12 protein-coding genes and 2 tRNA genes are annotated in these 12,240 nt (G+C 69.3%); 9 read left to right on the top strand and 5 right to left on the bottom strand.

Translation table 11 applies throughout. From position 1 onward, the window contains the following. Both G9C83_RS08540 and G9C83_RS08535 read left to right on the top strand, forming a co-directional pair. Positions 1-73: transfer RNA gene (locus tag G9C83_RS08540), tRNA-His, on the top strand. A 220-nt stretch (positions 74-293) separates the two neighbouring features. Then, complete coding sequence (locus tag G9C83_RS08535; RefSeq protein ID WP_167245725.1) at positions 294-1,055, top strand: DUF4097 family beta strand repeat-containing protein; 762 nt, start codon at positions 294-296, stop codon at positions 1,053-1,055. On the opposite strand, the gene G9C83_RS08530 is transcribed toward G9C83_RS08535, so the two are convergent. From G9C83_RS08530 to G9C83_RS08520, 3 genes are all read right to left on the bottom strand, one after another. Beyond that, positions 1,056-2,228 carry a CBS domain-containing protein gene (locus tag G9C83_RS08530; protein WP_167245724.1) on the bottom strand — a complete coding sequence of 391 codons (1,173 nt, stop codon included), beginning with the start codon at positions 2,226-2,228 and terminating at the stop codon, positions 1,056-1,058. A gap of 66 nt (positions 2,229-2,294) precedes the next feature. Further along, entirely contained in the window at positions 2,295-3,512 is a 1,218-nt protein-coding gene (locus G9C83_RS08525; protein WP_167245723.1) for an iron-containing alcohol dehydrogenase family protein, read from the bottom strand. Then, a complete protein-coding gene (locus G9C83_RS08520) occupies positions 3,509-4,525 on the bottom strand; it encodes a ring-cleaving dioxygenase (RefSeq protein WP_167245722.1) in 1,017 nt (338 codons plus the stop codon). The genes G9C83_RS08525 and G9C83_RS08520 overlap by 4 nt, the downstream gene beginning before the upstream one ends. Positions 4,526-4,651: 126 nt before the next feature. Between G9C83_RS08520 and G9C83_RS08515 the strand changes: the two genes are divergently transcribed. From G9C83_RS08515 to G9C83_RS08490, 6 genes are all read left to right on the top strand, one after another. Further along, positions 4,652-4,837, top strand: a complete 186-nt coding sequence (locus tag G9C83_RS08515; RefSeq protein WP_167245721.1) for a hypothetical protein — start codon at positions 4,652-4,654, stop codon at positions 4,835-4,837. Then, positions 4,834-5,676: a 3-keto-5-aminohexanoate cleavage protein gene (locus tag G9C83_RS08510; RefSeq protein WP_167245720.1), complete on the top strand. Its 843-nt coding sequence runs from the start codon at positions 4,834-4,836 to the stop codon at positions 5,674-5,676. The genes G9C83_RS08515 and G9C83_RS08510 overlap by 4 nt, the downstream gene beginning before the upstream one ends. A gap of 48 nt (positions 5,677-5,724) precedes the next feature. Beyond that, a complete protein-coding gene (locus tag G9C83_RS08505) occupies positions 5,725-6,657 on the top strand; it encodes a ring-cleaving dioxygenase (RefSeq protein WP_167245719.1) in 933 nt (310 codons plus the stop codon). Between the two features lie 48 nt (positions 6,658-6,705). After that, positions 6,706-7,086 carry a cupin domain-containing protein gene (locus tag G9C83_RS08500; protein ID WP_167245718.1) on the top strand — a complete coding sequence of 127 codons (381 nt, stop codon included), beginning with the start codon at positions 6,706-6,708 and terminating at the stop codon, positions 7,084-7,086. Between the two features lie 253 nt (positions 7,087-7,339). Continuing rightward, a complete protein-coding gene (locus G9C83_RS08495) occupies positions 7,340-9,391 on the top strand; it encodes a DEAD/DEAH box helicase (RefSeq protein ID WP_167245717.1) in 2,052 nt (683 codons plus the stop codon). A 63-nt stretch (positions 9,392-9,454) separates the two neighbouring features. After that, complete coding sequence (locus G9C83_RS08490) at positions 9,455-11,263, top strand: cbb3-type cytochrome c oxidase subunit I (protein WP_167245716.1); 1,809 nt, start codon at positions 9,455-9,457, stop codon at positions 11,261-11,263. Here the strand turns inward: G9C83_RS08490 and G9C83_RS08485 are convergent, their stop codons facing one another. Further along, positions 11,264-11,686, bottom strand: coding sequence for a DUF6789 family protein (locus G9C83_RS08485; RefSeq protein WP_167245715.1), 423 nt, complete (start codon positions 11,684-11,686; stop codon positions 11,264-11,266). A gap of 3 nt (positions 11,687-11,689) precedes the next feature. Next, entirely contained in the window at positions 11,690-11,971 is a 282-nt protein-coding gene (locus G9C83_RS08480) for a pro-sigmaK processing inhibitor BofA family protein (RefSeq protein WP_167245714.1), read from the bottom strand. An 84-nt stretch (positions 11,972-12,055) separates the two neighbouring features. Here G9C83_RS08480 and G9C83_RS08475 point away from each other — a divergent pair. Continuing rightward, a tRNA-Pro gene (locus G9C83_RS08475) sits at positions 12,056-12,128 on the top strand. Positions 12,129-12,240 lie beyond the last annotated feature (112 nt).

Here is a 12,240-nt window from a genome sequence, read left to right as displayed (position 1 = left end):
TCCGGGGTAGGGTAGTGGACTATCCTTCAGCCTTGTGGAGGCTGAGACGCGGGTTCGATTCTCGCCCCTGGACCTTTTCGCGACGAACGAAGTGAGGAGCGTAAAGTCCAGCAGGCGAGAGCGAGCTCTGCCAGTGGCACGCCCGCGCAGCGACCACCGGGAGCGAGCAGGAACCTCTGGCTCCGGTTCGATTCTCGCCCCTGGACCTCTTCACACACCAGAATCGCCCAGCAGACGCTGAACGCGTGCCACACCACGGCAACGACTTTACACGCTCGCCACGGGCGTCCGGTATGGAGCGCAGAGCCCTCCTCGCCGGCCTCGCGGCCGGCACGACGACCGCCCTGGCCGGCTGTACGGACGCCGGGAGCCTGTTCGGCGACCCGGTGCAGGAGACCCGCGATCAGTACTTCGACGTGCCCGACGGCGCGCGGATTCGCGTCGAGAACGAGAACGGCGACGTGGCTGTGACCGGCCGCGATAAGCCGGAGGCGAGCGTCGACGCGACGGTGACGGCGCCGGGGGAGCGCCGCCTCGACGACGTGACCGTGTCGGTGAGCGAGGACGGCGACGAAATCGCAGTGACTGCGGACGTCGACGGGGACGCGAGCAGGGTGAGCGTCGATCTCGACCTGCGCGTCCCCGAGGCCGCCGCGGTGGCGCCCGTACAGATGGAGAACGGCGACGTCGAGGTCCGTGGCGTCTCCGGAGTGGCCGCGGCGCGTTCGGTGAACGGGAACGTGACGGTCCGGGACGCGGGCCCCGTCTCCTCGGTGTCGAGCGCGAACGGTGACGTCGCCGTGGACGTGCCGGCACCGCTCCCCGGCGACGTACTGGTGCGCAGCGAGAACGGCGACGTCGGGGTGGCGCTGTCGGCAGACGTCGACGCGACGCTGGCCGCGCAGACGGAGACGAACTACGTGGAAATCGACGGGCTGGAACTACAGAATCGGAGCGGGGACGACGCGGACGTCACGGGAACGCTCGGTGACGGTACGCACGACGTGACGGTCGAGACGGCGAACGGGGCAGTCGAGATACGGGCACTGGAGTAGTCAGCGAGCGGATTGCCGGCCGCTCGCGCGCAGGTCGGGGTTCTCGCTGACGCCCGTCGACTGGATGATGTCGAAGGCGGTCATGAGGTCCGTGCGGGAGACGAGACCGACCATCTCATCGCGGTCGTCGAGGACGACGAGGCGGCCGACGCCGTGCTCCTGCATGGCGTCGAGAGCGTCCATCGCGTTGCTCGACTGGGAGATGGAGTAGACGTCGTCGGACATCACGTCCTCGACGCGGACGGCGTCGCGCTCGACGGCGTTGACGTCGCGGGCGTCGTCGAGCGTGACCATGCCGACGACGCTGCCCTGGCGCATCACGGGGTAGCCGGTGTGGCGCTCGTCGAGCATGCGCTCCATGAGCGTCGCGACGGAGTCGGTGGCGCCGACGGTGTGGACTTCGGGAGTCATGATGTCGGCGACGCTGACGTCCTGGAACGCGGCGTTCATCACGGTGCGCTGGGCCTCGCTGGACGCGCCGATGTAGATGAAGAAGGCGATGGCGATGAGGATGAGGTTGAACCCGAGGATGCCGAGGATGCCGAGCACGACGGCGAACAGCTTCCCGACCTCGGCGGCGATCTGGGTGGCGCGGGCGAACGGCCGCGTGCGGGCGAGCAGCGCGCGGAGGACGCGACCGCCGTCCATCGGGAAGCCGGGCAGGAGGTTGAACGCGGCGAGCGCGAAGTTCATCAGCGCGAGGTAGCCGAACACGAACCGGACGGCGTCCAGCGACGCCGGCAGCGCGAGGAGGACGCCGTACGAGAGCACGCCGACGGCGATACTGACGACCGGGCCGGCGATGGCGATCCAGAACTCCTGGCTCCACTCCTCGGGCTGGTCGGAGAGCGCCGCGATGCCGCCGAGAATCCACAGCGTGATGGAGTCGATGGGGAACCCGTAGCGTATCGCGACGACGCTGTGCCCGAGTTCGTGGAGGACGACCGCGGCGAACAGCCCGATTGCGGCGGCGGCACCGAGGTACCACTGGGTGTCGCCGGCGGTGAGCGCCTCGGCGTCGAGGTTCGCGAAGAAGGGCGCGCCGTTCAGCGTCCCGATCCAGACGTCGACCTGCGTTCCGATGAGGTAGGCGAAGACGGGCAGAATCAGCAGGAACGTGACGTCGAGCTTTATCGGGATGCCGAACGCGCTCCCGACCTTGAAGCTTCGCATACGTTGAGGTATCGGCGCACGCAGGATAAAGGCGGGGGCGACGGCCGCCCATGAGCAGCCCGGCGGTCAGTACGCCGCCCGGAGGATGGCTTCGACGTCGTCGGTCGTGAGGTCGAGCCCGCGGGGGGCGTTTGCCGCGAACGCGTCCTCGACGACGGTCTCGGCGACCGCGGGGAAGTCGTCGGGCTCGGGACCTGCGACGTCTTCGAGGGAGTCGGGCAGCCCCAGCGCGTCCCGGACGTCCGCGACCGCCTCGACGACGGCTTCCGCGGGGTCGTCCGCCGTTCCGACGCCGAGCGCGTCCGCGAGCAGGTCGCGGCGGCCGTCCACTTCCGCGAACAGGTGCCGGAGGACGTGGGGCGCGACGACGGCGTGCGCGGCGCCCTGCTGGACCGCGTAGCCGTCCGTGAGTCCGTGACCGAACGCGTGAATGACCGAGAGCGTGGTCTCGTCGGGCCGCGAGATACCGTACTGGACGAGGAGCAGTCCCTCGAGGACCGGTTCGAGGGTGTCGACAGTCACGTCGCCGCGCCCGAGCTCGCGCAGGCCGTCGGCGAACAGGCCGAGGCCGCGGGCGGCGGTGGCGTCCGTGACGGGCGTGGCGTTCGCTGCGTACAGCGTCTCGATGCCCTTGTCGAAGCCGTTCATCGCGGAGCCGGCGAGCACGTCCCGGGGCGTGGTGGCGACGAGCGCGGGGTCGTAGCAGACCGCGCGCGGCATCAGCCGGCGGTCCGAGAGCCCGCCGCTGACGGCCTCGTCGACCAGTCCCGAATCCGGGTGAGCGTTGAGCCCGGCGACCACGGAGAGGTCCGCGCCGGCGAGCGTCGTCGGCACGGCGACGATGGGGTCGAGGTCGCCGTCCGCGGAGAGCGTACCCGTCTCGGCGAACTCCTGGGCGGCCGCGTCGCGGGCGTGGCCGCCCGCTGCGAGCACGCTGACGGCCTTCGCGACGTCGAGGCTGCTGCCGCCGCCGAGCGAGACGAGGACGTCGGCGTCGTGCTCGCGGTAGGCGTCGCGGGCGTCGAGCGCCGTCGAGAGGCGCTTCTCCGGGGTCGTCCCGTCGAAGACGTCCGCGAGCTTGTCGCCGAGGCCGCTCCGCACGGGGTCCATCACGGCGGGCGTGCTGCCGACGGTCGACCCACAGACGACGAGCGCGCGCTCGAACCCCTGCCGGTCGAGTTCGTCCGCGAGGTCGGCGACGCAGTCGGCGCCGTACCGGAGGACGGGGGAGTCGTAGTCGAAGCGGAACGGCGCGCCGACGCGGTCGCCGGAGCGGCCGGTCATCGAGCGCCTCCGGCCACACTCGGCGGCTCGAACTCGGGGAGCGCGGCCTCGATTTCGGCGCGCTCGTCTTCCAGCCACTCCGGGAGCACGAGGCTGGAGCCGAGGTCCTCGACGGACTCGTCGACGTCGAACCCGGGGCCGTCGGTCGCGATCTCGAACAGCACGCCGCCGGGCTCCCGGCAGTACAGCGACCGGAAGTACTTCCGGTCGATCGGACCGCTCGCGGAGAGCCCGCGCTCGCCGTAGGCTTCTTTCCACGCCTCCAGCTCGTCGACGCTCTCGGCGGTGAACGCGACGTGGTGGACGGTGCCGACGCCCATCCGGCCGCGGCCGGCGTCGGTCTCCACGAGGTCCAGAATCGAGTGCGCGCCGTCCGCGGGCGTCTGGTAACGCCGTCTGTCACCATCCTCGGCGACGCGCTCGTAGCCGAGCACGTCGGTGAGAATCTCCTCAGTGGGGCCGAACTCCCGGACCGCGAGCGTGACGCTGTGGAACCCCCGTAGCTGGTGCTCGTCGGGAACGGGGCCGTCGGGCCACGGCACCGCGTCGGCATCGGCGGCGTGGTCGCTGGCTCGCGGTTCGTCACCGCTCGCCCGTTCCGCGGAACTGCGTTCCGCGCTGGCTACCAGTTCGAGGCCGATGCCGTCCGGGTCCGAGAAGCGGAGGACGGTGTCGCCGAAGCGCTCGCTCTCCTCGACAGCGACGCCGTCGTCGGCGAGCCGGTCGGTCCAGTAGTCGACCGAGTCGGGCGGAATCAGGTACGCGGTGTCCCGCGTCTGGCCCGCGCCGAACTCGCCGTCGCGGCCGCGCTCGGACCACGGGAAGAACGTGACGTTCGTCCCGGGGGACCCCTCGTAGTCGCCGAAGTAGAAGTGGTACGTCTGGGGGTCGTCGTGGTTGACGGTCCGCTTGACGAAGCGCAGGCCGAGCGTCCCGACGTAGAAGTCGGCGTTCGCCTGCGGGTCGCCCGCGATGGCCGTGACGTGGTGGAGTCCCGGCGTAGTCGGTGGCATATCTCGCTGTAGCGCTCCCACGCACGTATACCCACGTTAGACGGCACCGTCACCGGGTGACGGGCGCGTCACCCCGCGACGGCCGAGCCAGCGAACTGTTAACACGCCAGCGGGCGAACGGAGCGTATGACCTGTCCGTTCCTGGAGTACCGCAGCGAGGGCGACGGCCGCTCGTTCGACACCGAGCGGGCGTACTGCGGAGCCATCGGGGAGTTCGTGCAGCCGATGCGCGCGGACGTCTGCAACGACCGCTACGACCTCGACCACGCCGAGCACTGCGAGATCTTCCGCGAGCACGCGGACGAGCAATGAGCTACGAGGCGTTCCTCGCGGACGAACCGGTAATCGTGACGGCGGCGCTGACCGGCGGCGTCCACGGCAAGGAAGCGAACCCGAACGTTCCCGAGACGCCCGAGGAGGTCGGGAAGGCGGCCGCAGCAGCCGAGGAGGCGGGCGCCGCGGTCGTCCACGTCCACGCGCGGAAGCCGAACGGCGAGCGGTCGTTCGCGACCGAGGACTTCCAGGCCATCGACGACGAAATCCGGGCGCGAGCGGACGATGTCATTATCCAGCACTCGACGGGCGGTACGGGCGCGCCCGACGACCTCCGGCACGAGCCCTTGCGGACTGACCCCGCGCCGGAGATGGCGAGCCTCGACATGGGGCCGCTGAACCGCTACGACCACCTCACCAGCGAGAACACCCGCGGGCTCGTCGACTCGCTGTACGACGAGATGGAAGAACGCGGCATCAAGCCCGAACTGGAGGTGTTCAACGACGGCCACCTCAACGAAGTCCACGGGCTGCTCGACCGCCGCGACCTCGACGACCCCGTCTACGCCACGCTGATATTCGGCCCGGGGACGCTCACGCGGCCGCGCCCCCGGAACTTCCTCAACCTGATCTCGAACCTCCCGGAGGGCGCGGCGTTCAACACGCTCGGGTTCGGCCCGCACCAGCTCCCGTTCGCGACGATGGGCGTCCTCTTCGGCGGGCACGTCCGCGTCGGCCTCGAGGACAACGTCTACTACGAGCGCGGCGAGCTCGCCGAGAGCAACGCCCAGCTCGTCGAGCGCGTGGTCGGCGTCGCGGAGACGCTCGGGCGCCCAGTCGCCACTCCCGACGAAGCTCGCGACATTCTCGGGCTCTGAACCGTCGCGGCCCCGACACTATTCCGGCTGCCGGGCGAACGACCGCGTATGCCCGCGGACATCCCCGGCATCCACCACGTGACCGCTATCGCGAGCGACCCGCAGGCGAACCACGCGTTCTACACGGAGACGCTCGGTCTGCGGCTCGTGAAACAGAGCGTGAACCAGGACGACGTCTCGGTCTACCACCTGTTCTACGGCGACCGCGGCGGGTCGCCCGGCACGAGCATGACGTTCTTCCCGTACGTCGGCGCCCAACAGGGCCGCGTCGGCACCGGGCAGGCGAGCGCCACGCAGTTCCTGATACCCGCCGGCAGCGTCGACTACTGGGTCGACCGGCTCGCCAGCGAGGGCGTCGACGCGGACGACCCCCGGGAGCGCTTCGGCGACACCGTGATTCCGTTCCGCGACCCGGACGGCCTGCCGCTGGAACTCGTCGCGCACGAGGACGCGCCCGCCGGCGACCCGCCCGAGGGCCCCGTCCCCGCGGAGCACGCGATTCGGGGGTTCTTCGGCGTGACGCTGTCCCTGCAGTCCGCGGACTCGACGGCCCGCCTGCTGGAGGCGATGGGGTTCCGGCCGACCGAGCGCGACCGCGGCCGCCAGCGCTACGAGGGCGACGGCGACCTCGGGTTCGTCGTCGACGTCTGCGAGAACCCGCAGGCGCCCCGCGGCCAGCCGGGCGCCGGCACCGTCCACCACGTCGCGTTCCAGGTGACACGCGAGGACCAGTCGGAGTGGCGGGACATCCTCGTTCGCGAGGGGCTGCGGCCGACCGAGATTATCGACCGGAAGTGGTTCGAGTCCGTGTACGCCCGCACGCAGGGCGGCGTCCTCTTCGAGTACGCCACGAAGGAGCCCGGGTACACCGTGGACGAGCCGCTGGACGAACTCGGCTCCAGCCTCGTCCTCCCGGAGTGGCTGGAGGACCGCCGCGGGGAAATCGAGGCGGGGCTGCCGCCGCTGCGCGCCGACGAGTAGCCGGCGGCGACGGCTACGCCTAAGGCGCGGGCTCGCCTATCCCGTGGTATGACGGCTTCCGAGACAGCGAGCCACGTGGTCCGCCGCGCGAGCGACGTCGAGTACGAGACCGTCGACGCGGCCGACGGGATGCGGAAGGGCGTGCTGCTGGACGACTCCGACGGCGCGCCGAACTTCGCGATGCGGCGGTTCGTCCTCGAATCCGGCGCGAGCGTCCCCGAGCACACGAACGAGGTCGAACACGAGCAGTACGTCCTCGCGGGCGAGTACACGGTCGGCATCGAGGGCGAGACCTACGAGGTGAGCGCCGGCGACAGTCTCCTCGTCCCCGCGGGCGCCGTCCACTGGTACGAGAACGACGGCGACGAGGAGGGGGCGTTCATCTGCGTCGTCCCGAACGGCGACGACAGCATCGAACTCGTGGAGTGACCTGACCACCGTGGACAGCGACTGAGCAGCCGACAACGGGTGGACGAAAGGGGCGAGACTGTAGACGAAGGCGCGCGAAGCAAGCACCGCAGGAACGAGCACAGCGAGTGACGAGGAGCGCAGCGAGCGCACCGGATCTACAGTCTCGGGGCTTTCGAGGAAACGTCGAGAACTCCAGCGAGTACGAACGCGACAGTGAAGACGATACCTAGCAAGCGAATCCCTGAAATACCGCGCTCGCCTACCACGATTCGTGTCTGAGCAGGTCCAGCGCGTGGGTACGTTGTTCCTCCACGAGACGGGGGACGACTACCTGGCGGTCGCTCAGCGGGACGGGGAGCGGCTGTTCCGCGCGAAACTGGAGTTGACGGAGCGGGACGCGGGGCCGCGGCCCGGCCGATTCCGCGTGAAGACCGGCGGGGGCGAGGAGCCGCGCAGCCCCGACCAGTTCGTGGACATCGCGCGGCGCGCGGACCGCATCCGCATCAGCGAGCAGACCTCGAAGGCGGGCCGCGAGGAGCTCCGGGAGATGCTGGACGCCTACCAGCAGGACGCGAAGGCGGTGCGGACGTGCCGGTACTGCGCGGGGAAGGGCCGGTACTCGCCGATCACCTCCGATACTGCCATCGAGGCTGACGGCGAGTACATCTGCCAGGACTGTGCGGTCCGCGAGCTGGAGCGCGAGCTGTCGTTCAACGGCGGCATGACGGGCGCGGCCCAGGACCGCCTCGAGGAACTACTGCTCGAAGAGCAGGACCTCGACCGCATCACGGGGCTCCTGCAGGGGAACCTCGACCCGGACCTCACGAAGTTCGACGAGGTGTCCGCGACGACCGACGACGTCGACCTGATGCCGGTGTCGGAGCTCGACCTCCACCCCGGCGTGAAGGAGCTGTTCGAGAGCCGCTTCGACGAGTTACTGCCCGTGCAGAGCCTCTCCGTCGAGCACGGGCTGCTCGACGGCGAGGACCAGCTCGTGGTGTCCGCGACGGCGACCGGGAAGACGCTCGTCGGGGAGATGGCGGGCCTCCACCGGCTGCTCTCCGGGAACGGGAAGATGCTGTTCCTCGTGCCGCTGGTGGCGCTCGCGAACCAGAAGCACGAGGACTTCGAGGACGAGTACGGCGACCTCGCGAACGTCACGATTCGGGTGGGCTCCTCGCGCATCCGGGACGACGGCCACGCGTTCGACCCCTCGGCGGACATCATCGTCGGGACGTACGAGGGCATCGACCACGCGCTCCGCACGGGGAAGGACCTCGGGGACATCGGGACGGTGGTCATCGACGAGGTGCACACGCTCAAGGAGGACGAGCGCGGCCACCGCCTCGACGGCCTCATCTCGCGACTGAAGTACTACTGCGAGCAGCGCGAGCAGCAGTACCAGGATTACGGCGGCGCGCAGTGGATCTACCTCTCGGCGACCGTCGGCAACCCCGGCGAGCTCGCGCGGGGGATGCGCGCGAACCTCGTGGAGTTCGAGGAGCGCCCGATTCCCATCGAGCGCCACGTCACGTTCGCCGAGGGCAACGAGAAGCCGGACATCGAGAACAAGCTGGTGCGCCGGGAGTTCGACCAGGAGTCCTCGAAGGGGTACAAGGGCCAGACCATCATCTTCACGAACTCCCGTAGGCGCTGCCACGAGATTTCGCGCAAGCTCGACTACCCCTCGGCGGCCTACCACGCGGGGCTGGACTACGGCGAGCGGAAATCCGTCGAGCGCCGCTTCGGGAACCAGGACCTCTCGGCCGTCGTGACGACCGCGGCGCTCGCGGCGGGCGTGGACTTCCCGGCGTCGCAGGTCATCTTCGACACGCTCGCGATGGGCATCGAGTGGCTCTCCGTCCAGGAGTTCGAGCAGATGCTCGGGCGCGCCGGCCGCCCCGACTACCACGACCGCGGGAAGGTGTACATGCTCGTCGAGCCGGACGCCTCCTACCACGCCTCCATGGAGGGCACCGAGGAGGAGATCGCGTTCAAACTCCTGAAGGGCGAGATGGAAGACGTCGTCACGCACTACGACGAGACCGCGGCCGTCGAGGAGACGCTCGCGAACGTCACGGTCGGCGGGAAGGCCGCCAAGCGACTGAACGACCGGATGCTCGGCGAGGTGCCGACCAAGCACGCGCTCGGGAAACTCATCGAGTACGAGTTCGTCGACGGCTTCGAGCCGACGCCGCTCGGGCGCGCGGTGACCACGCACTTCCTCGAACCCGGCGCCGCGTTCACGATTCTGGACGGCGTCCGCAAGGCCAAACACCCCTACGAGATCGTCGCGGACATCGAACTGCGCGACGACGAGTAGGGGCCGCAGTTCAGCCCCGAATCCGCCGTTTGATTTTACCCCGAGGCCTGTGAATCGGCGCACATGACCCTGGTCGGTGCGGCCGGTCTGACAGCGCTCTGCGTCGCCGCCGCCTGTCTCGTGCTGTACGCCGCGTGGCGCGCCAGCCCGTCGCGGGGCGCGCGCGGCGCGCGGTCGACAACGGGCCCGACCCGTGCGGACGGCGGCGAGCGAACGAATACGAACGGCCCGCCGGAGCCAGACGGCGGCGAACCCGCGGACTCCGGCTACCTCCTCGGCACCTCCGAGTCCCACAAGCGCGGCGGCGTGACGCGCTGGCTCACCACCGTCGACCACAAGGACATCGGGCTGCTGTACCTCGCGTTCGCCGCGGTGGCGTTCCTCTGGGGCGGCACCGACGCGATGATGATGCGGACGGAGCTGTACGACCCCGCGGTCTCCGTCTGGGACGAACACACGTACAACGCGCTGTTCACGATGCACGGGCTCACGATGCTGTTCCTGTTCGGGACGCCCGCGCTCGCCGGCCTCGGGAACTACCTGCTGCCGCTGCTGATCGGCGCCGACGACATGGCGTTCCCGCGCATCAACGCCATCGCGTTCTGGCTGCTCGTGCCCGCGCTCGTGCTGATGCGCGCCGGGCTGCTCTCGGACGTCCTCGGTCACGTCTTCGTCGCGGGCGGTCTCGGAGCCCTCGGCGAACAGCTGCTCGCGCTCGCGCCGCCCGCCACCGGCTGGACGTTCTACACGCCGCTGTCCGTCCAGATCGACCTGCCGACGGTGAGCGTCGTCCTCCTGGGCTTGCACCTCTCCGGGGTCGCCACCACGATGTCCGCCATCAACTTCATCGCGACAATCTTCACCGAGCGCGAAGTGTCGTGGAAGAACCTCGACATCTTCTCGTGGACGATGCTCACCCAGTCCGGACTCATCCTGTTCGCGTTCCCGCTGCTCGGCAGCGCGCTCGTCATGCTGCTGCTCGACCGCAATCTGGGAACCACGTTCTTCGCGCTGGAGGGCGGCAGTCCGATTCTGTGGCAGCACCTGTTCTGGTTCTTCGGCCACCCCGAGGTGTACATCCTCGTGCTGCCGCCGATGGGCATCGTCAGCCTCCTGATTCCGAAGTTCGCGGGGCGGAAGCTGTTCGGGTTCAAGTTCGTCGTCTACTCCACGCTCGCGATCGGCGTCCTCTCGTTCGGCGTGTGGGCCCACCACATGTTCACCACCGGCATCGACCCCCGCCTCCGGGCGAGTTTCATGGCCGTCTCCATCGCCATCGCGGTGCCGTCGGCGGTGAAGGTGTTCAACTGGATCACCACCATGTGGAACGGCCGCGTCCGCCTCGCCGCCCCGATGCTGTTCTGCGTCGGCGGCGTCGGCACGTTCATCGTCGGCGGCGTCACCGGCATCTTCCTCGCCGCCATCCCCGTCGACTTACTGCTGCACGACACCTACTACGTCGTCGGCCACTTCCACTTCATCATCATGGGGCTCATCTCGTTCGCGTTCTTCGCCGCGACCTACTACTGGTACCCCCTCGTTGTCGGGAAACACCCGAACCACGCTCTCGCCGTCGCGCACTTCGTGCTCACCACGGCCGGCATCGTGCTCGCGTTCGGCCCGATGATGATTATGGGCCAGGAAGGACTGCCGCGGCGGTACGCCGCCTACCCCGCGGAGTTCGCCGGCCTCCAGCAGGTCGCGACGCTCGGCGCCGTCCTCATCGCACTCGGCACCGTCGTCTGGCTGTTCAACCTCGTGCAGTCCTACCGCATGGGCGACCCCGTCACGACGGACGACCCCTGGGACCTCCGCGAGCGCGGCGACCAGCGCACCGCCGAGTGGGACGAACTCCCCTACAGTCGGGACTGATCAGACGTCCTCGAGGGAGTGGTAGACCGCGCCGAGCGTGAACCCGTACAGCAGGTGCGCGAACAGCGTGAACGAGAGGTGGAGCGCGCCCCGCAGCGACCCCAGGTCCGGCGACCCGATGAGGATGAACACCACCCACAGCGGGAGGCTGAACGCCATCCCGCGGATCGCCGGGTCGCCGCCGCCCGGCACCCGCGACAGCGGCGCCTCCAGTTTGAGGAAGACGAGGGGGAAGACGACCATCCCCACCAGCAGGAAGACCAGTAGCCCGAGCGCCGGCTGGTCCGCGACGCCCGCGTACCCCGCTATCGCCCCGCCGATGCCGAGCTCGAAGCGCGCCTCGATCTCCGCGATGACCAGCACCACGGTCATCACGATCGTGCCCGCGACCCCGCCACCGATAACGCGTCGAACCGGATCCATCTCTCACACCCCCAGCGGAACCGCGAGCAGTCCCGGCGCGAACGCTATCCCGAGCGTCGCCAGCAACACCACGAGTATCGCGCCCGGTACCCCGCCGAGCGCCACCACCAGCAACACCAGCGGCGACACCGCCACCTGCACGCCCAGCCACTGCGCGAGCAGAATCACCACCAGCCCCACGACGGCGTTCACGACGAACGGCTTCACCGCGCGAATCACACCGTACGCGCCGAACAACGCCGCCAGCACCAGCAGCAGAAGCCCGACCTCCAGCATCGTAGGCATACCTCCCGGTGTGTCCCCCACCGCGAAAGTCGTTGTGGCGACGAACGAAACCCTTACGCCGCACGCCGCGGTACGTAAGCCTGCGGGACCGTGGGGTAGCTTGGTATCCTTTCGGCCTTGGGTGCCGATAACCCCGATTCAAATTCGGGCGGTCCCACTGCGTATAAAACCCTTTTCCGGGTTTTCCCGACACTTAGCGACGGCTCTGCGGGGTGGTCTGCGTGAGTCTCCGCGCTCGGACCTACTCGCGGAGCCGCCGGTTTGTCACG

The organism is Halobacterium sp. R2-5, assembly GCF_011734195.1.
Taxonomy (GTDB): Archaea; Halobacteriota; Halobacteria; order Halobacteriales; family Halobacteriaceae; genus Halobacterium.
The sequence above is the reverse complement of the archived record's forward strand: the minus strand, read 5'-3'. Positions and strand labels throughout refer to the sequence as shown.